A 19,890-nucleotide genomic window follows, 5' to 3' on the forward strand; every position below is an offset into this window, starting at 1 on the left:
GGGTTACTTAATGGCTAAGCAATCAATGAAAGCACGCGAAGTAAAGCGCGTGGCTTTAGCTGATAAATTCTTCGCTAAACGCGCTGAACTGAAAGCTATCATCTCTGATGTGAACGCAACCGACGAAGATCGTTGGAATGCTGTTCTCAAGCTGCAGACTCTGCCGCGTGATTCCAGCCCGTCTCGTCAGCGTAATCGCTGCCGTCAAACAGGTCGTCCGCATGGTTTCCTGCGGAAGTTCGGGTTGAGCCGTATTAAGGTCCGTGAAGCCGCTATGCGCGGTGAAATCCCGGGTCTGAAAAAGGCTAGCTGGTAATTGTCACCAATTGAATCACGGGAGTAAAGACAGATGAGCATGCAAGATCCGATCGCGGATATGCTGACCCGTATCCGTAACGGTCAGGCCGCGAATAAAGCTGCGGTCACCATGCCTTCCTCCAAGCTGAAAGTGGCAATTGCCAACGTGCTGAAGGAAGAAGGCTTTATTGAAGATTTTAAAGTTGAAGGCGACATCAAGCCGGAACTGGAACTGACTCTTAAGTATTTCCAGGGTAAAGCTGTTGTAGAAAGCATTCAGCGTGTCAGCCGCCCAGGTCTGCGCATCTACAAACGTAAAGATGAGCTGCCGAAAGTTATGGCGGGTCTGGGTATCGCGGTTATTTCTACCTCTAAAGGTGTTATGACTGATCGTGCAGCGCGCCAGGCTGGTCTTGGTGGCGAAATTATCTGCTACGTAGCCTAATCGGAGGAAAAAATGTCTCGTGTTGCTAAAGCACCGGTCGTTGTTCCTGCCGGCGTTGATGTAAAAATCGACGGTCAGGTTATTACGATCAAAGGTAAGAATGGCGAGCTGACTCGTACTCTCAACGATGCTGTTGAAGTTAAACATGCAGATAATGCACTGACTTTCGGTCCGCGTGATGGTTTCGCAGACGGTTGGGCTCAGGCTGGTACCGCGCGTGCCCTGCTTAACTCAGTAGTTATCGGTGTTACCGAAGGCTTCACTAAAAAGCTTCAGCTGGTTGGTGTAGGTTATCGTGCAGCGGTGAAAGGGGATGTAGTAAACCTGTCTTTAGGTTTCTCTCATCCTGTTGAACATAAGCTGCCGGCGGGTATCACTGCAGAATGTCCGACTCAAACTGAAATCGTGCTGAAAGGCGCTGATAAGCAGGTGATCGGTCAGGTTGCAGCAGATCTGCGCGCCTACCGTCGTCCTGAGCCTTACAAAGGCAAGGGTGTTCGTTACGCCGACGAAGTCGTGCGTACCAAAGAGGCTAAGAAGAAGTAAGGTAACACTATGGATAAGAAATCTGCTCGTATCCGTCGTGCGACCCGCGCACGCCGCAAGCTCCAGGAGCTGGGTGCAACTCGCCTGGTGGTACATCGTACCCCGCGTCATATTTACGCACAGGTAATTGCACCAAACGGTTCTGAAGTTCTGGTAGCTGCTTCTACTGTAGAAAAAGCTATTGCTGAACAATTGAAGTACACCGGTAACAAAGACGCGGCTGCAGCTGTGGGTAAAGCTGTTGCTGAACGCGCTCTGGAAAAAGGCATCAAAGATGTTTCCTTTGACCGTTCCGGGTTCCAATATCATGGTCGTGTCCAGGCACTGGCAGATGCTGCCCGTGAAGCTGGCCTTCAGTTCTAAGGTAGAGGTGTAAGATGGCTCACATCGAAAAACAAGCTGGCGAACTGCAGGAAAAGCTGATCGCGGTTAACCGCGTATCTAAAACCGTTAAAGGTGGTCGTATTTTCTCCTTCACAGCTCTGACTGTTGTTGGTGATGGTAATGGCCGCGTAGGTTTTGGTTACGGTAAAGCGCGTGAAGTTCCAGCAGCGATCCAGAAAGCGATGGAAAAAGCCCGTCGCAATATGATTAACGTCGCGCTGAACCACGGCACCCTGCAGCACCCGGTTAAAGGTGTTCACACGGGTTCTCGTGTATTCATGCAGCCAGCTTCCGAAGGTACCGGTATCATCGCCGGTGGTGCAATGCGCGCCGTTCTGGAAGTTGCTGGAGTTCATAACGTTCTGGCCAAAGCATATGGTTCCACCAACCCGATCAACGTGGTTCGTGCAACTATTGATGGCCTGGAAAATATGAATTCTCCAGAAATGGTCGCTGCCAAGCGTGGTAAATCCGTTGAAGAAATTCTGGGGAAATAAACCATGGCAAAGACTATTAAAATTACTCAAACCCGCAGTGCAATCGGTCGTCTGCCGAAACACAAGGCAACGCTGCTTGGCCTGGGTCTGCGTCGTATTGGTCACACCGTAGAGCGCGAGGATACTCCTGCTGTTCGTGGTATGGTCAACGCGGTTTCCTTCATGGTTAAAGTTGAGGAGTAAGAGATGCGTTTAAATACTCTGTCTCCGGCCGAAGGCTCCAAAAAGGCGGGTAAACGCCTGGGTCGTGGTATCGGTTCTGGCCTCGGTAAAACCGGTGGTCGTGGTCACAAAGGTCAGAACTCTCGTTCTGGCGGTGGCGTACGTCGCGGTTTCGAGGGTGGTCAGATGCCACTGTACCGTCGTCTGCCGAAATTCGGCTTCACTTCTCGTAAAGCTATGATCACTGCAGAAGTTCGTCTGTCTGATCTGGCTCACGTAGAAGGCGATGTAGTCGACCTGAACACGCTGAAAGCGGCTAATATTATCGGTATCCAGATCGAGTTCGCGAAAGTGATCCTGTCTGGCGAGGTAGCTCGTCCGGTAACTATTCGTGGTCTGCGTGTGACTAAAGGTGCTCGTGCTGCTATCGAAGCTGCTGGCGGTAAAATTGAGGAATAAGTAGCAGATGGCTAAGCAACCGGGATTAGATTTTCAAAGTGCCAAAGGTGGACTTGGCGAACTGAAACGCAGACTTTTGTTTGTTATCGGTGCGCTGATTGTATTCCGTATTGGTTCTTTTATTCCGATCCCTGGTATTGATGCCGCTGTACTTGCCAAACTGCTTGAGCAACAGCGAGGCACCATCATTGAAATGTTCAACATGTTCTCTGGTGGTGCTCTCAGCCGTGCTTCTATCTTTGCTTTGGGTATCATGCCGTACATTTCGGCATCGATTATTGTCCAACTGCTGACCGTTGTTTACCAACCGTTAGCAGAGATGAAGAAAGAAGGGGAGTCTGGTCGTCGTAAGATCAGCCAGTACACCCGCTACGGTACCCTGGTGTTGGCGATATTCCAGTCGATCGGTATTGCTACCGGTCTGCCGAATATGCCTGGAATGCAAGGCCTGGTAATGAATCCAGGCTTTGCATTCTACTTCACCGCTGTTGTAAGTCTGGTCACAGGAACCATGTTCCTGATGTGGCTCGGCGAACAGATTACTGAACGTGGTATCGGTAACGGTATCTCGATCATTATCTTCGCTGGTATCGTTGCGGGTCTCCCGCCAGCCATCGCCCATACTATCGAGCAAGCGCGTCAAGGCGACCTGCACTTCCTCCTGTTGCTATTGGTTGCAGTATTAGTATTTGCCGTGACATTCTTTGTTGTATTCGTAGAACGTGGTCAACGCCGCATTGTGGTGAACTACGCGAAGCGTCAGCAAGGTCGTCGTGTCTATGCTGCACAGAGCACACATTTACCGTTGAAAGTGAATATGGCGGGCGTAATCCCGGCAATCTTCGCTTCCAGCATTATTCTGTTCCCAGCAACCATCGCGTCATGGTTCGGGGGCGGAACCGGTTGGAACTGGCTGACAACAATTTCGCTGTATTTGCAGCCTGGGCAACCGCTTTATGTGTTACTCTATGCGTCTGCGATCATCTTCTTCTGTTTCTTCTACACGGCGTTGGTTTTCAACCCGCGTGAAACAGCAGATAACCTGAAGAAGTCCGGTGCATTTGTACCAGGAATTCGTCCGGGAGAGCAAACGGCGAAGTATATCGATAAAGTAATGACTCGTCTGACTTTGGTTGGTGCGCTGTACATTACCTTTATCTGCCTGATCCCGGAGTTCATGCGTGATGCAATGAAAGTGCCGTTCTACTTCGGTGGAACCTCGCTGCTTATTGTTGTCGTTGTGATTATGGACTTTATGGCTCAAGTGCAAACTCTGATGATGTCGAGTCAGTACGAGTCTGCATTGAAGAAGGCGAATCTGAAAGGCTACGGCCGCTAACAGATCGCCCGAGAAGTTACGGAGAGTAAAAATGAAAGTTCGTGCTTCCGTCAAGAAATTATGCCGTAACTGCAAAATCGTTAAGCGTGATGGTGTCATCCGTGTGATTTGCAGTGCCGAGCCAAAGCATAAACAGCGCCAAGGCTGATTTTTTCGCATATTTTTCTTGCAAAGTTGGATTGAGCTGGCTAGATTAGCCAGCCAATCTTTTGTATGTCTGTACGTTTCCATTTGAGTATCCTGAAAACGGGCTTTTCAGCATGGTGCGTACATATTAAATAGTAGGAGTGCATAGTGGCCCGTATAGCAGGCATTAACATTCCTGATCAAAAACATACCGTAATCGCATTAACTGCAATTTTCGGTATCGGCAAGACCCGCTCTAAAGCCATCTGTGCTGACACGGGTATCGCTGAAAATGTTAAGATCAGTGAGCTGTCTGAAGAACAAATTGAAGCCCTGCGTGAAGCAGTAGGCAAATTTGTCGTTGAAGGTGATCTGCGCCGTGAAATCACCCTGAGCATCAAGCGTCTGATGGACCTTGGTTGCTATCGTGGTTTACGCCATCGTCGTGGTCTTCCGGTTCGCGGTCAGCGTACTAAGACCAACGCACGTACCCGTAAGGGTCCGCGTAAACCGATCAAGAAATAATCGGGGTGATTGAATAATGGCAAAGGCACCAGTTCGTGCACGTAAGCGTGTAAGAAAACAAGTCTCTGATGGCGTGGCTCATGTCCATGCTTCTTTTAACAACACCATCGTTACCATCACTGATCGTCAGGGTAACGCACTGGGTTGGGCAACAGCCGGTGGTTCCGGTTTCCGTGGTTCACGCAAATCCACTCCGTTTGCAGCTCAGGTTGCAGCAGAGCGTTGCGCTGAAGCCGTAAAAGAATACGGCATCAAGAATCTGGAAGTTATGGTCAAAGGTCCGGGTCCAGGTCGCGAATCTACTATTCGTGCACTGAACGCCGCTGGTTTCCGCATCACTAATATTACTGATGTGACTCCGATCCCTCATAACGGTTGTCGTCCGCCGAAAAAACGTCGCGTATAACGCGCTCGTTTCTAGGATTGTTGGAGAAAGAAAATGGCAAGATATTTGGGTCCTAAGCTCAAGCTGAGCCGTCGTGAGGGCACAGACCTGTTCCTTAAGTCTGGCGTTCGCGCGATCGATACCAAGTGTAAAATTGAACAAGCTCCTGGCCAGCACGGTGCGCGTAAACCGCGTCTGTCTGACTATGGTGTGCAGTTGCGTGAAAAGCAAAAAGTTCGCCGTATGTACGGTGTGCTGGAGCGTCAGTTCCGTAACTACTATAAAGAAGCAGCACGTCTGAAAGGCAACACCGGTGAAAACCTGTTGGCTCTGCTGGAAGGTCGTCTGGACAACGTTGTATACCGTATGGGCTTCGGCGCGACTCGTGCTGAATCACGTCAGCTGGTTAGCCACAAAGCTATCATGGTAAACGGTCGTGTTGTTAACATTGCTTCTTATCAGGTTAAAGCGAACGACGTTGTTAGCATTCGTGAGAAAGCGAAAAAGCAATCTCGCGTGAAAGCCGCTCTGGAGCTGGCTGAGCAGCGTGAAAAGCCAACCTGGCTGGAAGTTGATGCTGGCAAGATGGAAGGTACGTTCAAGCGTCAGCCGGAACGTTCTGATCTGTCTGCGGACATTAACGAACACCTGATCGTCGAGCTTTACTCCAAGTAAAGCTTAGTACCAAAGAGAGGACACAATGCAGGGTTCTGTGACAGAGTTTCTAAAACCGCGCCTGGTCGATATCGAGCAAGTGAGTTCGACGCACGCCAAGGTGACCCTTGAGCCTTTAGAGCGTGGCTTTGGCCATACTCTGGGTAACGCACTGCGCCGTATTCTGCTCTCATCGATGCCGGGTTGCGCGGTGACCGAGGTTGAGATTGATGGTGTACTGCACGAGTACAGCACCAAAGAAGGCGTTCAGGAAGATATCCTTGAAATCCTGCTCAACCTGAAAGGGCTTGCGGTGAGAGTTCAGGGTAAAGATGAAGTCATCCTTACTTTGAATAAATCTGGCATTGGCCCTGTGACCGCAGCCGACATTACCCATGACGGTGATGTCGAAATCGTCAAGCCGCAACATGTGATCTGCCACCTGACCGATGAGAACGCTGCTATTAGCATGCGTATCAAAGTTCAGCGCGGTCGTGGTTATGTGCCGGCTTCTGCCCGAATTCATTCGGAAGAAGATGAGCGCCCAATCGGCCGTCTGCTGGTCGACGCATGCTACAGCCCAGTAGAGCGTATTGCCTACAATGTTGAAGCAGCGCGTGTAGAACAGCGTACCGACCTGGACAAGCTGGTCATCGAAATGGAAACCAACGGCACAATCGATCCTGAAGAGGCGATTCGTCGTGCGGCAACCATCCTGGCAGAACAACTTGAAGCTTTCGTTGACTTACGTGATGTACGTCAGCCGGAAGTTAAAGAAGAGAAACCAGAATTCGATCCGATCCTGCTGCGCCCTGTTGACGATCTCGAATTGACTGTCCGCTCTGCTAACTGCCTCAAGGCAGAAGCTATCCACTATATCGGTGATCTGGTACAGCGTACCGAGGTTGAGTTGCTGAAAACGCCGAACCTGGGTAAAAAATCTCTTACTGAGATTAAAGACGTGCTGGCTTCACGTGGTCTGTCTCTGGGCATGCGCCTGGAAAACTGGCCACCGGCAAGCATTGCTGACGAGTAACCGGATCACAGGTTAAGGTTTTACTGAGAAGGATAAGGTCATGCGCCATCGTAAGAGTGGTCGTCAACTGAACCGCAACAGCAGCCATCGCCAGGCTATGTTCCGTAACATGGCTGGTTCGCTGGTTCGTCATGAAATCATCAAGACGACCCTGCCGAAAGCGAAAGAACTGCGTCGCGTAGTTGAGCCGCTGATTACTCTTGCCAAGACTGATAGCGTTGCTAATCGTCGTCTGGCATTCGCCCGCACTCGTGATAACGAGATCGTGGCAAAACTGTTTAACGAGCTGGGCCCGCGTTTCGCGAGCCGCGCCGGTGGTTACACTCGCATTCTGAAGTGTGGCTTCCGTGCAGGCGACAACGCGCCGATGGCATACATCGAGCTGGTTGATCGTGCTGAGCTGAAAGCAGAAGCTGCTGCAGAGTAATCTGTAGTAACGTAAAAGAACCCGCCTCGGCGGGTTTTTTTATATCCTCGTTATGCTAGCTTCACTACAATAGCTGTATTCTTTTTGTTCATCCCCGGAGCCGTATGATGTGGTTACTGGATCAGTGGGCAGAACGCCATATCCTTGACGCCCAGCGCAAAGGCGAGTTCGACGACCTACCCGGCCGTGGAGAACCGCTGACGCTAGACGACGATCTGCATGTCCCACCTGAACTGCGTGCCGGCTATCGGCTACTTAAAAACGCAGGTTGTCTGCCACCAGAACTTGAGCTGCGCCGGGAAGCTGTTGTCCTGACTGATTTGCTTAAAGCTGTCCGTCCTGATGATCCACAACACGCTGAGCTCAGCCGTCAGCTTGCGTTGCTTGAACTGAAGCTTAGCCAGGCTGGACTGAAGACTGATTTTTTGCGGGGTGAATATGCGGGCAGGCTACATAACAAAATTGATAAGGAGTAATCATGTACCGTATTGGTGAACTCGCGAAACTGGCGGATGTGACTCCCGATACCATCCGCTACTATGAAAAGCAGCAGATGATGGCTCACGATGTCCGTACCGAAGGCGGTTTTCGGCTGTATACCGAGAAAGATCTTCAACGTTTACGGTTTATCCGCTATGCCCGCCAGTTAGGCTTCACTCTGGAAGCGATCCGCGAATTATTGTCGATCCGCGTCGATCCTGAGCATCACACATGCCAGGAATCTAAAGGCATTGTGCAGGCCCGTCTGGGTGAAGTGGAAGCACGCATTAAAGAACTGCAATCGATGCGCCGTTCTCTGCAACGACTCAATGATGCCTGTTGCGGGAGTGCGCACAGCAGCGTGTACTGCTCGATTCTTGAGGCGCTTGAACAGGGAGCAAGTAGCACGACCGGACGTTGATTTTCTCAGCGCGCGGATCTACACTCGCGACGATCTTATCCACTATCAGGAGTAATTATGAGCCGATATCAACACACCAAAGGGCAAATTAAAGACAATGCTATTGAGGCGTTACTGCACGACCCATTGTTCAGGCAACGGATTGAAAAAAGTAAGAAGGGGAAAGGTAGTTATCAACGTAAAGACAAACATGCAGGGCGGAATGACCGGGAGGCCAGTGGCAAAAGAGTGATTCACTTTTTTACCACTGGCCTTCTGCTTTCTGTCGCTTGATTAAGAACGGTTATTTTGCTCTTTCAACAGATCGCGAATTTCACTTAACAATACTTCTTCTTTCGATGGAGCCGGAGGTGCAGTTGGTGCTTCTTCCTTTTTGCGATTCAGGTTATTCATCAGTTTGATTGCCATGAAAATGGCAAAAGCCACGATCACAAAATCGAAGACATTCTGGATAAACACCCCGTAATGCATCACGACGGCAGGGACATCACCCTGCGCATCGCGCAACGTGACGGCAAAGGATTTAAAATCAATACCGCCAATCAGAAGTCCTAGCGGTGGCATAATAATATCGGCAACCAGCGACGATACAATTTTACCAAATGCCGCACCAATGATGACACCCACAGCTAAATCAACAACGTTCCCGCGCATCGCGAAGTCGCGAAACTCTTTTAAAATGCTCATTTTATTCTCCTTGAACCAGCCAACTTAATAAGTTTATCAAATGTATTCCTGTTTGCCATTACTGTTGAATAATTGCTAAAAAATATTAGCCATTAATAAGTATAGGGTAATTAAAGCGGGCGCCGTATTGTCGCCCGCAGTTATTACAGGAAGAAAGGACTTGGTTGGAACAGGCGTTCGACGTCGGAGATAAATTTTTTGTCGGTCAGAAACATAATGACGTGGTCACCCTGTTCAATGCGCAGGTTATTATTGGCGATCATGACATCATTGCCACGGACCACGGCGCCAATGATCGTGCCTGGGGGGAGTTTGATCTCATCGATCGAACGACCAACCACCCGGGAGGTACTTTCATCGCCATGGGCGACCGCTTCGATGGCCTCAGCTACGCCGCGGCGTAGTGATGATACGCCAACGATATCCGCTTTACGCACATGACTGAGCAGGGCAGAGATGGTTGCCTGCTGCGGAGATATCGCAATGTCGATCACGCTACCTTGCACCAGATCGACGTATGCTTTACGCTGGATCAACACCATCACTTTTTTAGCGCCCATCCGTTTGGCCAGCATAGCGGACATGATGTTCGCTTCGTCATCGTTGGTGACAGCAATGAAAAGATCAACCTGATCAATATGCTCTTCTGCCAGCAGTTCCTGATCGGAGGCATCGCCATAAAAAACGATCGTATTCTGCAATTTCTCGGCAAGTTCAGCGGCACGTTGTTGATCGCGTTCGATGAGTTTTACGCTGTAATCTTTTTCCAGACGGTGGGCGAGACCAGCCCCGATGTTGCCACCACCAACCAGCATGATCCGCTTGTAGGGTTTCTCCAGACGCTGCAGTTCACTCATTACCGCGCGGATATGTTGGGATGCGGCAATAAAGAACACCTCATCGCCGGCTTCAACAATCGTTGAGCCCTGAGGGCGAATAGGTCTGTCATGACGGAAAATAGCCGCGACGCGCGTGTCGATATGTGGCATGTGCTCGCGCATGGTTGAGAGCGCATTACCGACCAGCGGACCGCCGTAGTAGGCTTTCACGACCGCCAGGCTGACTTTCCCTTCTGCAAAGTTGACGACCTGCAGCGCCCCCGGGTACTCAATAAGGCGGTAGATACTGTCGATCACTAATTGCTCTGGCGCGATCAGATGGTCAATGGGTACCGCTTCTGAGTGGAACAGTTTTTCGGCATCACGGACGTAATCCGGCGAGCGGATACGGGCAATACGATTGGGTGTATTAAAGAGCGAATAGGCAACCTGGCAGGCCACCATATTGGTCTCATCTGAACTCGTCACCGCAACCAGCATATCGGCATCATCGGCGCCGGCTTCACGTAATACCCGAGGGTGGGAACCGTGCCCCTGGACAACGCGAAGGTCGAATTTATCCTGTAGACCGCGCAGGCGATCCCCGTTGGTATCGACTAAGGTGATGTCGTTGTTCTCTCCGACGAGGTTTTCCGCGAGAGTTCCGCCTACCTGACCGGCGCCCAGAATAATAATCTTCATCAGCAGTGATCCATTATTTCCGATGTTTGATCAGCTTAGCGTAAAAGAACCCATCACCGTCTTCAGCACCAGGCAAATTTTGCACGCCAGGCTGCTCGGGGGTACCGGTAATGCTGAGTTCGGCATCCGCGGTACGCTTCAGGAACGCCGCAATCTGCTGGCTATTCTCTTCCGGGAGGATTGAACAGGTTGCATAGACCAGTGTGCCGCCGGGTTTCAGATGTGACCAGATAGCATCCAGAATTTCTGACTGCAGCTGGGCCAGCTCGGCAATATCGCGATCGCGACGTAACCATTTAATATCCGGATGGCGACGGATGACGCCGGTTGCCGAACAGGGGGCATCAAGCAGAATACGGTCGAACTTTTCATCCTCGCACCACTGGGCCGGATAGCGGCCATCGCCCTGTTTGACCTGGGCCTTCATGCCGAGTCGCTTCAGGTTGTCGTAAACGCGGGACAGGCGCTGCTCGTCAATATCAACGGCCAGTACGTTAGCCTGCGGCGCGACTTCGAGAATATGCGTCGTTTTACCGCCAGGGGCTGCGCACAGATCCAGGATTCTCTCGCCGTTTTCCGGGGTTAAATAGCGCATGCAGCCCTGGGCCGAAGCATCCTGAACGGTGACCCAGCCCTGGTCGAATCCTGGTAATGCATGGACGGGAGCCGGCGTTGCCAGGCGTACCGCATCAGGGTAATCAGGATGAGTGAACCCCTGTAATCCGGCCTCTTCCAGCAATTTCAGCCACTCATCGCGCGAGTGATGATTACGGTTTACACGCAGCCACATAGGCGGGCGCTGGTTATTGGCTTCGGCGATGGCTTGCCATTGCTGTGGCCAGGATTTTTTCAGGCGGTTAAGCAACCAGGCAGGGTGGAGAAAGCGGCTTTCGCCTTGGGCAAATTCGGCCAGCAGGGTTTCCTGTTGACGCTGAAACTGGCGCAACACGCCGTTGATAAGCCCTTTCAGCTGCGGACGTTTGATCGCTACCGCACCTTCAACGGTCTCTGCTAGCGCAGCATGAGCCGGAATGCGGGTATAGAGCAGCTGATAAAACCCGACCATAATTAAATAGTGAATAGTGCGCTGTTTGCCCGTCATCGGGCGCGCCATCAGCTTGTTAACCAGCCACTCCAGCTGGCTCAGCGTGCGCAGTACGCCAAAGCACAACTCTTGCAGCAGTGCTTTATCCTTTTCCCCAACCTTCTGCTGTAACGCTGGCAGAACGTTGCTCAATGACTGACCTTGTTCGACAACCTGCTCAACGGCCTGTGCCGCCAGACTGCGTAAATTAAGATTTTTTTTCATAACCGCAAAATAAAAATGCCCGGTAAATCCGGGCTTTAGAGGTGATTACCGTCAGGAGAGACGGTTGCCGGGGGTAAACCATTCCCGGCGAGAATTTAGCAGATCCTGGGCGCTCATCGCTTTTTTACCTGCAGGTTGCAGCGATTCCAGATTCAGGATGCCGTTGCCTGTTGCGACCTGGATGCCTTGTTTACCGGCGGCCACGATGGTGCCTGGTTCCGCGCTGCTGGTTTCAGCAATCACCGATGCCTGCCAGACTTTCACCGGCTGCTCGTCAATTTCAACCCAGCTCATCGGCCACGGATTGAAGGCACGAATGCAGCGTTCGAGCTGGGCTGCGGAAAGCGACCAGTCAATACGGGCTTCTTCTTTACTGAGCTTCTCAGCGTAAGTGACGACAGCTTCGTCCTGTACTTCCGGCTGAGTGGTGCCGTTTGCCAGTTGAGTTAATGTTTCCAGTAACCCCTGCGGACCGAGATCCGCCAGCTTGTCATACAGGCTGGCACTGGTATCCTGCTCCGTGATCGGGCAGGAGAGCTTGTACAGCATGTCTCCGGTATCCAGACCAACATCCATCTGCATGATGGTTACGCCGGTTTCCGCGTCACCCGCCCAGAGCGAACGCTGGATCGGTGCTGCCCCACGCCAGCGTGGTAACAACGAGCCATGTACGTTGATGCAGCCCAGGCGCGGCATATCCAGAACCGCTTTAGGCAGAATCAATCCGTAGGCCACGACAACCATGACATCGGCGTTCAGCGACGCAACCAACTGCTGATTTTCCTGCGGGCGCAAGGATACAGGCTGGAATACCGGCAGGTTGTGGCTTTCAGCGAGGGTTTTTACCGGCCCTGGCATCAGCTTTTTGCCGCGGCCAGCAGGGCGATCCGGCTGGGTAAATACGCCAACAACCTGGTGCTCAGACGACAACAGCGCATCAAGATGACGCGCTGCAAAATCGGGAGTTCCCGCAAAAATGATACGTAGTGATTGTGACACGTTAGTCCTTGTCCTCAGGCACGCGTACGCAAACGATCCAGTTTTTCAACTTTTTGACGGATACGCTGTTGTTTGAGCGGCGACAGATAATCGATAAACAGCTTGCCTACCAGGTGATCCATTTCATGTTGGATGCAGATAGCCAGCAGACCATCAGCCTCCAGTTCGAACGACTTGCCTTCGCGATCTAATGCGCGAATTTTCACGGTTTCGGCACGTGGAACCAGCGCGCGTTGTTCCGGGATCGACAGGCAACCCTCTTCGATACCTGTTTCACCGTCCTTTTCCAGCAGCTCAGGGTTGATTAACACCAGCTGCTGTTCGCGGTTCTCAGAAACATCAATGACGATAATTCGCTGATGGACGTCCACCTGAGTGGCGGCCAGGCCAATACCTTCTTCCGCGTACATCGTCTCGAACATATCATCGACGATACGCTGAATTTCTGCATTCACTTCTTTTACCGGCTCAGCGACTTTGCGAAGGCGCTCGTCCGGGATATGTAACACTTGCAAAACTGCCATAAAGATCCAGAGTCGTATTCAGGAGTGGATAAGATTATTAGCTCTATTCTAGACAAAACCCCCTGTAATTGACAGTCTCGCTCTCCAATCACAAGGATTGTCAAAGCCACTTATGGCAGGGGATAAGGATGGCGCCTACAGAGATTTGGTTGCGACTGATGAAGGTGAACAACCTTTATGGTGACAGCATGATGAGGGCAGCCCGGAAACTGTGTGCCGCCCCTGTGCTTGATAGTGAAGCACTCGGTGCCTGTGGATTGAGTGGCGCGCAGGCTGGGCAATTTATGTCTTTGAGCCAGCAACAGCTTGATTCTGCACTCTTGTGGCTGGAACAACCTGAGCATCATCTGCTGCTGGGCGACCATCCACACTATCCACCGCAGCTACGTGCGATCGTTGATTATCCGGGTGCACTTTTCGTCTGTGGCGATTTACCCCTTCTCAGTAGCGTTCAACTGGCGATTGTTGGTAGTCGCGCACATTCCTGGTATGGCGCGCGTTGGGGGCGGCAGTTCAGTGAACTGCTGGCGTCGCGTGGCATCACGATTACCAGTGGTCTGGCGCTCGGCATTGATGGTGTCGCTCATCGCGGTGCGCTGGAAGCGCAAGGGAAGACCATTGGCGTACTCGGTAATGGTTTAGAGGCGATTTATCCACGTCGGCATCGTGCGCTGGCAACACAAATCGTGGATAGCGGTGGCGCGCTGTTGTCCGAATTCCCTCTCGCTGCGGCTCCGCTTCCGGGGAATTTCCCTCGTCGCAACCGGATCATCAGCGGGCTTAGTGTCGGCGTTGTGGTGATTGAGGCCGCTTTGAGAAGTGGTTCCCTGGTAACCGTTCGCTGCGCATTAGAGCAGGGGAGAGAGGTTTTTGCGCTACCCGGGCCGGTGGGTAATCCCGGCTCAGAAGGGCCGCACTGGTTAATTAAGCAAGGTGCCATCCCTGTGACGTCAGCGGAAGATATCATTGAATACTGCCGGCAGGAGTTACAATGGTTCCCTGATATGCCTGACAATATAAATAATTGCGTAGATCGGCCTCCCATGGCATTGCCATTTCCAGAGCTCCTGGCTAACGTAGGAGATGAGGTAACACCTGTTGACGTTGTCGCTGAACGTGCCGGCCAATCTGTGCCAGTGACCGTAGCTCAGCTACTTGAACTGGAGTTAGCAGGCTGGATCGCAGCTGTACCCGGCGGCTATGTCCGATTAAGGAGGGCAAGCCATGTTCGACGTACTCATGTATTTGTTTGAGACTTACATCCAAAACGAAGCAGAAATGCGCGTGGACCAGGACAAACTGACCCGTGATCTGACTGATGCAGGTTTTGATCGGGAAGATATCTATAACGCGCTGATGTGGCTCGAGAAACTGGCTGATTATCAGGAAGGTCTCGTTGAACCCATGCAGCTTGCGTCAGACCCGCTCTCTCTGCGGATTTACACCGAAGAAGAGTGCTTACGTCTGGATGCCAGTTGCCGAGGATTTTTGTTATTCCTCGAGCAGATTCAGGTGTTGAACCTCGAAACGCGAGAAATGGTGATAGAGCGCGTATTAGCGCTGGATACGGCAGAGTTCGATCTGGAAGACCTGAAATGGGTGATCCTGATGGTGCTGTTTAACATTCCAGGCTGTGAAAATGCCTATCAACAAATGGAAGAATTACTCTTCGAAGTAAATGAAGGTATGCTGCATTAATCTTTTTGCAGCAACATCGAGTTGTTATGACCAAATCAGCACTGTTTTCGGTGCGTAAAAATGAGCCCTGCCCACAGTGTGGGGCTGCGCTGGTAATCCGCTCCGGGAAACACGGGCCGTTTCTCGGCTGCTCACACTATCCGGACTGTGACTATGTCCGTCCCCTGAAAAATCAGGCGGACGGGCATATCGTAAAAGTGCTGGAGGGACAGGAGTGTCCGTCTTGTGGTGCTGTTATGGTGTTACGCCAGGGGCGCTTCGGGATGTTTATTGGCTGCAGCCGTTACCCGGAATGCGAACATACCGAAACTATCGATAAACCCGACGAAACCGCGATTGCCTGCCCGCAGTGTGGACAGGGGCAGTTGGTTCAGCGTCGCTCTCGTTTCGGCAAAACATTCCATTCCTGCGATCGTTACCCCGATTGCCAGTTCGTTATCAACTTCAAACCGGTAGCGGGTGAATGCCCTGAATGCCACTATCCGTTATTAATCGAAAAGAAAACGGCACAGGGCGTAAAATGCTTTTGTGCCAGTAAGCAATGTGGAAAGCCGATCCCGGCGGAATAAATCAGTGAATAATAACCTGCACTCAGAAACCGTCGCCCATGCCGTGGCGGTTCTACATAATGAACATGTCATCGCCTATCCGACAGAAGCCGTTTTTGGTGTTGGTTGCGATCCTGACAGCGAAATGGCTGTTATGCGCCTGCTGGACCTCAAACAGCGTCCCGTCGATAAAGGCCTCATTTTGATCGCCGCGAACTTTGAGCAACTGAAACCTTATATTGATGATTCACAGCTCAATGACGAACAGCGTGCGGCGATTAACGCCTGCTGGCCAGGACCCGTAACCTTTGTTTTTCCTGCTAATGCTTCAACACCCCGCTGGTTAACCGGCCGCTTTGATTCTCTGGCCGTGCGTGTTAGCGATCATCCGCTGGTGATAGCGCTGTGCGAGGCTTATGGAAAACCGTTGGTCTCAACCAGTGCCAATTTATCCGGCCAGCCACCTTGCCGCACTACGGCAGAAGTTCTGGCGCAGTTTGGCGCTGATTTCCCGGTAGTTGATGGTCCGACAGGCGGCCGTCAAAACCCGTCTGAAATTCGCGATGCCCTGACGGGTGAACGCTTTCGCCAGGGGTAAATAATGGAAACCTATGCAGTCTTCGGAAATCCGATAGCCCACAGCAAGTCCCCTTCTATTCACCAGCGTTTTGCGCAGCAGCTGCAGATTACTCACCCGTATGGCCGTATCCTGGCGCCGACAGACGGTTTTATAAACACTCTGAATGCTTTCTTTGCTGAAGGTGGGAAAGGGGCGAATATTACCGTGCCGTTCAAGGAAGAAGCGTTTGCCCGTGCAGATGAACTCACTGAACGCGCGGCGTTAGCCGGTGCGGTAAATACCCTGAAGCGACTGGATGACGGGCGTTTGTTGGGGGATAACACTGACGGGATTGGGCTGTTGAGCGATCTGGAGCGGCTGGGATTCATTAAGCCAGGTTATCGGGTATTGCTCATCGGTGCAGGTGGCGCATCGCGCGGTGTTCTACTGCCGCTTCTGTCACTGGATTGTGCGGTGACGATTGTTAACCGCACCTTCTCTCGCGCCCAGGAGCTGGCAACACTGTTCGCGCACACTGGCAGTATTTGTGCTCTGGAGATGGAATCGCTGGCTGGACATGAGTTCGACCTCATTATTAATGCGACCTCCAGCGGCATCAGCGGTGAAGTGCCAGCCATTCCTTCTTCATTAATAAATGCTCAGGTCCATTGCTATGACATGTTTTACCAGAAAGGCAGCACGCCGTTTCTGTGCTGGTGCCAGAAGCATGGCGCTAAAATGTATGCCGATGGTTTAGGGATGCTGGTGGCACAGGCTGCTCACGCGGTACTGCTCTGGCATGGCGTTCTGCCGGAAATTGCACTGGTTATCCAGGAACTGGATCAGGAACTGAACGCGTGAATCAGGCGATCCAGTTTCCCGACAGGGAAGTGTGGGATAGTGACCGGCAATGTGTCACCTTCCCGGCCCTGGTACAGGGGTTCCAGCTCACTTGTGCAATCCGCGGCGCGACATTAAAGCAGCGCTTTGGTGGTGATGAGCCGGGGCAGTGGCTGGACGCGTTCCGTGAGCATCGTTGGGATCTGGAAGAAGAAGCTGACGAATTGATCCGCGACCAGCAGGAAGACGATCAAGGCTGGGTCTGGTTTTCCTGATCCAAATAATCGTTTTTCCATTTCACATAGTTGTTGGCTGAATACAGAAGACCAGTCCGCTCCGCCTCCGTCAGGGGGCGAATTTGTTTTACCGGGTTACCGAAATAGAGATAGCCGCTTTCCAGACGTTTATTTTGCGGTACCAGACTACCGGCACCAATCATCACATCATCTTCTATAACGACGCCATCTAATAAAATTGAACCCATCCCGACCAGGACTCGATTGCCAATAGTGCAACCATGCAGCATCACCTTGTGACCAACGGTGACATCTTCGCCGATGAGTAGCGGATTCCCCTGCGGGTTATAGGATGATTTGTGAGTGACGTGCAGGACGCTCCCGTCCTGAATGTTCGTGCGGGCGCCGATTTCCACATAGTTAACATCCCCACGAATGGCGACCAGTGGCCAGATGCTGACATCGTCAGCCATTCGGACATCGCCGATCGCCACGCTGGTCGCATCGATCATGACGCGCAGGCCGGTTTGTGGGAACAAATCTTTATACGGACGTAAGTTAGCGGACATGGTTACCTCAATAAACCCGGGTTGTATAAAGACTTTGGTGGCTTTTAAGGCCATCTGCAACCCTTTATTGTGGTAAAAACTGAGCGAATTGGGTAATAACACCGCGAAAAGGGTGAAAAACCATCACTTGGAAAAAAAGATCGATAAAAGGCTTGTGCAAAAAAATGGGATCCCTATAATGCGCTCCCACTGACACGGCAAATGTGAACAACTTCACAGAGTAAGCCGGGTCAGAAAGAGAAAACTTCTGAAAAATGAGGTTGACTCTGAAAGAGGAAAGCGTAATATACGCCACCTCGCGACAGAGCGCTAAGCGCCGTCGCACTGCTCTTTAACAATTTATCAGACAATCTGTGTGGGCACTCAAAGTGACATGGATTCTTAACGTCCTCGGACGAAAAATGAATACCAAGTCTCTGAGTGAACATACGTAATTCATTACGAAGTTTAATTCACGAGCATCAAACTTAAATTGAAGAGTTTGATCATGGCTCAGATTGAACGCTGGCGGCAGGCCTAACACATGCAAGTCGAGCGGTAGCACAGAGAGCTTGCTCTCGGGTGACGAGCGGCGGACGGGTGAGTAATGTCTGGGAAACTGCCTGATGGAGGGGGATAACTACTGGAAACGGTAGCTAATACCGCATAACGTCGCAAGACCAAAGTGGGGGACCTTCGGGCCTCATGCCATCAGATGTGCCCAGATGGGATTAGCTAGTAGGTGGGGTAATGGCTCACCTAGGCGACGATCCCTAGCTGGTCTGAGAGGATGACCAGCCACACTGGAACTGAGACACGGTCCAGACTCCTACGGGAGGCAGCAGTGGGGAATATTGCACAATGGGCGCAAGCCTGATGCAGCCATGCCGCGTGTATGAAGAAGGCCTTCGGGTTGTAAAGTACTTTCAGCGAGGAGGAAGGCATTAAGGTTAATAACCTTGGTGATTGACGTTACTCGCAGAAGAAGCACCGGCTAACTCCGTGCCAGCAGCCGCGGTAATACGGAGGGTGCAAGCGTTAATCGGAATTACTGGGCGTAAAGCGCACGCAGGCGGTCTGTTAAGTCAGATGTGAAATCCCCGGGCTCAACCTGGGAACTGCATTTGAAACTGGCAGGCTTGAGTCTTGTAGAGGGGGGTAGAATTCCAGGTGTAGCGGTGAAATGCGTAGAGATCTGGAGGAATACCGGTGGCGAAGGCGGCCCCCTGGACAAAGACTGACGCTCAGGTGCGAAAGCGTGGGGAGCAAACAGGATTAGATACCCTGGTAGTCCACGCTGTAAACGATGTCGACTTGGAGGTTGTTCCCTTGAGGAGTGGCTTCCGGAGCTAACGCGTTAAGTCGACCGCCTGGGGAGTACGGCCGCAAGGTTAAAACTCAAATGAATTGACGGGGGCCCGCACAAGCGGTGGAGCATGTGGTTTAATTCGATGCAACGCGAAGAACCTTACCTACTCTTGACATCCACGGAATTTAGCAGAGATGCTTTAGTGCCTTCGGGAACCGTGAGACAGGTGCTGCATGGCTGTCGTCAGCTCGTGTTGTGAAATGTTGGGTTAAGTCCCGCAACGAGCGCAACCCTTATCCTTTGTTGCCAGCGATTCGGTCGGGAACTCAAAGGAGACTGCCAGTGATAAACTGGAGGAAGGTGGGGATGACGTCAAGTCATCATGGCCCTTACGAGTAGGGCTACACACGTGCTACAATGGCATATACAAAGAGAAGCGACCTCGCGAGAGCAAGCGGACCTCATAAAGTATGTCGTAGTCCGGATTGGAGTCTGCAACTCGACTCCATGAAGTCGGAATCGCTAGTAATCGTAGATCAGAATGCTACGGTGAATACGTTCCCGGGCCTTGTACACACCGCCCGTCACACCATGGGAGTGGGTTGCAAAAGAAGTAGGTAGCTTAACCTTCGGGAGGGCGCTTACCACTTTGTGATTCATGACTGGGGTGAAGTCGTAACAAGGTAACCGTAGGGGAACCTGCGGTTGGATCACCTCCTTACCTGAAAGAACCTGCCTTTGTAGTGTCCACACAGATTGTCTGATGAATGATAAATTTCAAAATGTACTGTGAAGTGCATTGTGAAATTTTGCTCTTTAAAAATCTGGATCAAGCTGAAAATTGAAACGACACACTGTTTCCTTTCTCCGTAATAAGAAAGGAAAAGCGGTGTGTTCGAGTCTCTCAAATTTTCGCAACGCGGACTGTTT

Annotated in this window: 29 protein-coding genes and 1 rRNA gene; 24 read left to right on the plus strand and 6 right to left on the minus strand. The window is 51.6% G+C overall.

The window, feature by feature from the left end:
- The first annotated feature begins 10 nt into the window (after positions 1-10).
- The 17 genes from rpsN (at position 11) to ACMYSN_RS17140 (ending at position 8,456) form a co-directional block, all read left to right on the plus strand.
- Positions 11-316, plus strand: coding sequence for a 30S ribosomal protein S14 (gene rpsN, locus ACMYSN_RS17060; protein WP_002919667.1), 306 nt, complete (start codon positions 11-13; stop codon positions 314-316).
- 33 nt (positions 317-349) lie between these two features.
- Positions 350-742, plus strand: coding sequence for a 30S ribosomal protein S8 (gene rpsH / locus ACMYSN_RS17065; RefSeq protein WP_004106343.1), 393 nt, complete (start codon positions 350-352; stop codon positions 740-742).
- A gap of 12 nt (positions 743-754) precedes the next feature.
- Positions 755-1,288, plus strand: coding sequence for a 50S ribosomal protein L6 (rplF, locus tag ACMYSN_RS17070; protein ID WP_462495575.1), 534 nt, complete (start codon positions 755-757; stop codon positions 1,286-1,288).
- A 9-nt stretch (positions 1,289-1,297) separates the two neighbouring features.
- Entirely contained in the window at positions 1,298-1,651 is a 354-nt protein-coding gene (gene rplR, locus ACMYSN_RS17075) for a 50S ribosomal protein L18 (RefSeq protein WP_000358960.1), read from the plus strand.
- 14 nt (positions 1,652-1,665) lie between these two features.
- Entirely contained in the window at positions 1,666-2,169 is a 504-nt protein-coding gene (rpsE, locus tag ACMYSN_RS17080) for a 30S ribosomal protein S5 (RefSeq protein WP_004106339.1), read from the plus strand.
- 3 nt (positions 2,170-2,172) lie between these two features.
- Positions 2,173-2,352, plus strand: coding sequence for a 50S ribosomal protein L30 (rpmD, locus tag ACMYSN_RS17085; RefSeq protein ID WP_001140434.1), 180 nt, complete (start codon positions 2,173-2,175; stop codon positions 2,350-2,352).
- Positions 2,353-2,355: 3 nt separating this feature from the next.
- Complete coding sequence (gene rplO, locus ACMYSN_RS17090) at positions 2,356-2,790, plus strand: 50S ribosomal protein L15 (RefSeq protein ID WP_123753632.1); 435 nt, start codon at positions 2,356-2,358, stop codon at positions 2,788-2,790.
- Positions 2,791-2,797: 7 nt separating this feature from the next.
- Entirely contained in the window at positions 2,798-4,129 is a 1,332-nt protein-coding gene (secY, locus tag ACMYSN_RS17095) for a preprotein translocase subunit SecY (RefSeq protein WP_041142963.1), read from the plus strand.
- Between the two features lie 31 nt (positions 4,130-4,160).
- A complete protein-coding gene (rpmJ, locus tag ACMYSN_RS17100; RefSeq protein WP_000868187.1) occupies positions 4,161-4,277 on the plus strand; it encodes a 50S ribosomal protein L36 in 117 nt (38 codons plus the stop codon).
- 146 nt (positions 4,278-4,423) lie between these two features.
- Positions 4,424-4,780, plus strand: coding sequence for a 30S ribosomal protein S13 (rpsM, locus tag ACMYSN_RS17105; RefSeq protein ID WP_123753631.1), 357 nt, complete (start codon positions 4,424-4,426; stop codon positions 4,778-4,780).
- Positions 4,781-4,796: 16 nt separating this feature from the next.
- A complete protein-coding gene (gene rpsK, locus ACMYSN_RS17110; RefSeq protein WP_004138423.1) occupies positions 4,797-5,186 on the plus strand; it encodes a 30S ribosomal protein S11 in 390 nt (129 codons plus the stop codon).
- A 33-nt stretch (positions 5,187-5,219) separates the two neighbouring features.
- Positions 5,220-5,840 carry a 30S ribosomal protein S4 gene (gene rpsD, locus ACMYSN_RS17115; RefSeq protein ID WP_004868345.1) on the plus strand — a complete coding sequence of 207 codons (621 nt, stop codon included), beginning with the start codon at positions 5,220-5,222 and terminating at the stop codon, positions 5,838-5,840.
- Positions 5,841-5,865: 25 nt separating this feature from the next.
- On the plus strand, positions 5,866-6,855 hold the full coding sequence (locus ACMYSN_RS17120) for a DNA-directed RNA polymerase subunit alpha (RefSeq protein WP_002919219.1): 990 nt from the start codon (positions 5,866-5,868) through the stop codon (positions 6,853-6,855).
- 40 nt (positions 6,856-6,895) lie between these two features.
- Complete coding sequence (gene rplQ / locus ACMYSN_RS17125; protein WP_004868344.1) at positions 6,896-7,282, plus strand: 50S ribosomal protein L17; 387 nt, start codon at positions 6,896-6,898, stop codon at positions 7,280-7,282.
- A gap of 107 nt (positions 7,283-7,389) precedes the next feature.
- Entirely contained in the window at positions 7,390-7,758 is a 369-nt protein-coding gene (locus ACMYSN_RS17130; RefSeq protein ID WP_462498278.1) for a DnaJ family domain-containing protein, read from the plus strand.
- A gap of 2 nt (positions 7,759-7,760) precedes the next feature.
- Positions 7,761-8,183, plus strand: a complete 423-nt coding sequence (gene zntR / locus ACMYSN_RS17135) for a Zn(2+)-responsive transcriptional regulator (RefSeq protein WP_174510507.1) — start codon at positions 7,761-7,763, stop codon at positions 8,181-8,183.
- Positions 8,184-8,240: 57 nt separating this feature from the next.
- On the plus strand, positions 8,241-8,456 hold the full coding sequence (locus ACMYSN_RS17140; protein WP_123753628.1) for an alternative ribosome-rescue factor A: 216 nt from the start codon (positions 8,241-8,243) through the stop codon (positions 8,454-8,456).
- On the opposite strand, the gene mscL is transcribed toward ACMYSN_RS17140, so the two are convergent.
- From mscL to def, 5 genes are all read right to left on the minus strand, one after another.
- Entirely contained in the window at positions 8,457-8,870 is a 414-nt protein-coding gene (gene mscL / locus ACMYSN_RS17145) for a large-conductance mechanosensitive channel protein MscL (protein WP_462495576.1), read from the minus strand.
- Between the two features lie 143 nt (positions 8,871-9,013).
- Complete coding sequence (gene trkA / locus ACMYSN_RS17150; protein WP_123753626.1) at positions 9,014-10,390, minus strand: Trk system potassium transporter TrkA; 1,377 nt, start codon at positions 10,388-10,390, stop codon at positions 9,014-9,016.
- Between the two features lie 13 nt (positions 10,391-10,403).
- Entirely contained in the window at positions 10,404-11,699 is a 1,296-nt protein-coding gene (rsmB, locus tag ACMYSN_RS17155; RefSeq protein WP_174510506.1) for a 16S rRNA (cytosine(967)-C(5))-methyltransferase RsmB, read from the minus strand.
- 51 nt (positions 11,700-11,750) lie between these two features.
- Positions 11,751-12,698 (minus strand): methionyl-tRNA formyltransferase, encoded by a 948-nt coding sequence (gene fmt / locus ACMYSN_RS17160; protein ID WP_462495577.1) that lies wholly within the window; start codon positions 12,696-12,698, stop codon positions 11,751-11,753.
- A gap of 14 nt (positions 12,699-12,712) precedes the next feature.
- Positions 12,713-13,222: a peptide deformylase gene (gene def / locus ACMYSN_RS17165; RefSeq protein ID WP_123753623.1), complete on the minus strand. Its 510-nt coding sequence runs from the start codon at positions 13,220-13,222 to the stop codon at positions 12,713-12,715.
- 128 nt (positions 13,223-13,350) lie between these two features.
- On the opposite strand from def, the gene dprA reads away from it, so the two are divergent.
- The 6 genes from dprA to ACMYSN_RS17195 are packed head-to-tail and all read left to right on the plus strand — an operon-like array spanning position 13,351 to position 17,142.
- The gene (gene dprA, locus ACMYSN_RS17170) at positions 13,351-14,475 is read left to right on the plus strand and encodes a DNA-protecting protein DprA (protein WP_462495578.1); all 1,125 of its coding nucleotides are present in this window, start codon (positions 13,351-13,353) and stop codon (positions 14,473-14,475) included.
- A complete protein-coding gene (smg, locus tag ACMYSN_RS17175; protein ID WP_123753621.1) occupies positions 14,447-14,920 on the plus strand; it encodes a DUF494 family protein Smg in 474 nt (157 codons plus the stop codon). Before dprA ends, smg begins: the two co-directional genes overlap by 29 nt.
- Before the next feature lie 26 nt (positions 14,921-14,946).
- Entirely contained in the window at positions 14,947-15,489 is a 543-nt protein-coding gene (locus ACMYSN_RS17180) for a DNA topoisomerase family protein (RefSeq protein WP_462495579.1), read from the plus strand.
- 4 nt (positions 15,490-15,493) lie between these two features.
- Positions 15,494-16,066: an L-threonylcarbamoyladenylate synthase TsaC gene (tsaC, locus tag ACMYSN_RS17185; protein WP_462495580.1), complete on the plus strand. Its 573-nt coding sequence runs from the start codon at positions 15,494-15,496 to the stop codon at positions 16,064-16,066.
- A 3-nt stretch (positions 16,067-16,069) separates the two neighbouring features.
- Positions 16,070-16,888 (plus strand): shikimate dehydrogenase, encoded by an 819-nt coding sequence (aroE, locus tag ACMYSN_RS17190; RefSeq protein WP_462495581.1) that lies wholly within the window; start codon positions 16,070-16,072, stop codon positions 16,886-16,888.
- On the plus strand, positions 16,885-17,142 hold the full coding sequence (locus tag ACMYSN_RS17195; protein WP_462495582.1) for a DUF1488 family protein: 258 nt from the start codon (positions 16,885-16,887) through the stop codon (positions 17,140-17,142). Before aroE ends, ACMYSN_RS17195 begins: the two co-directional genes overlap by 4 nt.
- Here the strand turns inward: ACMYSN_RS17195 and ACMYSN_RS17200 are convergent.
- The gene (locus ACMYSN_RS17200; RefSeq protein ID WP_462495583.1) at positions 17,118-17,672 is read right to left on the minus strand and encodes a gamma carbonic anhydrase family protein; all 555 of its coding nucleotides are present in this window, start codon (positions 17,670-17,672) and stop codon (positions 17,118-17,120) included. The genes ACMYSN_RS17195 and ACMYSN_RS17200 overlap by 25 nt on opposite strands.
- A gap of 469 nt (positions 17,673-18,141) precedes the next feature.
- Here ACMYSN_RS17200 and ACMYSN_RS17205 point away from each other — a divergent pair.
- Positions 18,142-19,681 (plus strand): 16S ribosomal RNA (locus ACMYSN_RS17205).
- Positions 19,682-19,890: the final 209 nt, after the last annotated feature.

The organism is Klebsiella sp. R445, assembly GCF_051131755.1.
Lineage (GTDB): Bacteria > Pseudomonadota > Gammaproteobacteria > Enterobacterales > Enterobacteriaceae > Klebsiella > Klebsiella lignicola.

What these genes read in the sequence shown, in the direction of transcription:
- rpsN (WP_002919667.1), top strand. Translation starts at nt 11, where the DNA reads ATGGCTAAGCAATCAATGAAAGCACGCGAAGTAAAGCGCGTGGCTTTA.
- rpsH (WP_004106343.1), top strand. Translation starts at nt 350, where the DNA reads ATGAGCATGCAAGATCCGATCGCGGATATGCTGACCCGTATCCGTAAC.
- rplF (WP_462495575.1), top strand. Translation starts at nt 755, where the DNA reads ATGTCTCGTGTTGCTAAAGCACCGGTCGTTGTTCCTGCCGGCGTTGAT.
- rplR (WP_000358960.1), top strand. Translation starts at nt 1,298, where the DNA reads ATGGATAAGAAATCTGCTCGTATCCGTCGTGCGACCCGCGCACGCCGC.
- rpsE (WP_004106339.1), top strand. Translation starts at nt 1,666, where the DNA reads ATGGCTCACATCGAAAAACAAGCTGGCGAACTGCAGGAAAAGCTGATC.
- rpmD (WP_001140434.1), top strand. Translation starts at nt 2,173, where the DNA reads ATGGCAAAGACTATTAAAATTACTCAAACCCGCAGTGCAATCGGTCGT.
- rplO (WP_123753632.1), top strand. Translation starts at nt 2,356, where the DNA reads ATGCGTTTAAATACTCTGTCTCCGGCCGAAGGCTCCAAAAAGGCGGGT.
- secY (WP_041142963.1), top strand. Translation starts at nt 2,798, where the DNA reads ATGGCTAAGCAACCGGGATTAGATTTTCAAAGTGCCAAAGGTGGACTT.
- rpmJ (WP_000868187.1), top strand. Translation starts at nt 4,161, where the DNA reads ATGAAAGTTCGTGCTTCCGTCAAGAAATTATGCCGTAACTGCAAAATC.
- rpsK (WP_004138423.1), top strand. Translation starts at nt 4,797, where the DNA reads ATGGCAAAGGCACCAGTTCGTGCACGTAAGCGTGTAAGAAAACAAGTC.
- rpsD (WP_004868345.1), top strand. Translation starts at nt 5,220, where the DNA reads ATGGCAAGATATTTGGGTCCTAAGCTCAAGCTGAGCCGTCGTGAGGGC.
- ACMYSN_RS17120 (WP_002919219.1), top strand. Translation starts at nt 5,866, where the DNA reads ATGCAGGGTTCTGTGACAGAGTTTCTAAAACCGCGCCTGGTCGATATC.
- rplQ (WP_004868344.1), top strand. Translation starts at nt 6,896, where the DNA reads ATGCGCCATCGTAAGAGTGGTCGTCAACTGAACCGCAACAGCAGCCAT.
- ACMYSN_RS17130 (WP_462498278.1), top strand. Translation starts at nt 7,390, where the DNA reads ATGTGGTTACTGGATCAGTGGGCAGAACGCCATATCCTTGACGCCCAG.
- zntR (WP_174510507.1), top strand. Translation starts at nt 7,761, where the DNA reads ATGTACCGTATTGGTGAACTCGCGAAACTGGCGGATGTGACTCCCGAT.
- ACMYSN_RS17140 (WP_123753628.1), top strand. Translation starts at nt 8,241, where the DNA reads ATGAGCCGATATCAACACACCAAAGGGCAAATTAAAGACAATGCTATT.
- mscL (WP_462495576.1), bottom strand. Translation starts at nt 8,870, where the DNA reads ATGAGCATTTTAAAAGAGTTTCGCGACTTCGCGATGCGCGGGAACGTT.
- trkA (WP_123753626.1), bottom strand. Translation starts at nt 10,390, where the DNA reads ATGAAGATTATTATTCTGGGCGCCGGTCAGGTAGGCGGAACTCTCGCG.
- rsmB (WP_174510506.1), bottom strand. Translation starts at nt 11,699, where the DNA reads ATGAAAAAAAATCTTAATTTACGCAGTCTGGCGGCACAGGCCGTTGAG.
- def (WP_123753623.1), bottom strand. Translation starts at nt 13,222, where the DNA reads ATGGCAGTTTTGCAAGTGTTACATATCCCGGACGAGCGCCTTCGCAAA.
- dprA (WP_462495578.1), top strand. Translation starts at nt 13,351, where the DNA reads ATGGCGCCTACAGAGATTTGGTTGCGACTGATGAAGGTGAACAACCTT.
- smg (WP_123753621.1), top strand. Translation starts at nt 14,447, where the DNA reads ATGTTCGACGTACTCATGTATTTGTTTGAGACTTACATCCAAAACGAA.
- ACMYSN_RS17180 (WP_462495579.1), top strand. Translation starts at nt 14,947, where the DNA reads ATGACCAAATCAGCACTGTTTTCGGTGCGTAAAAATGAGCCCTGCCCA.
- aroE (WP_462495581.1), top strand. Translation starts at nt 16,070, where the DNA reads ATGGAAACCTATGCAGTCTTCGGAAATCCGATAGCCCACAGCAAGTCC.
- ACMYSN_RS17200 (WP_462495583.1), bottom strand. Translation starts at nt 17,672, where the DNA reads ATGTCCGCTAACTTACGTCCGTATAAAGATTTGTTCCCACAAACCGGC.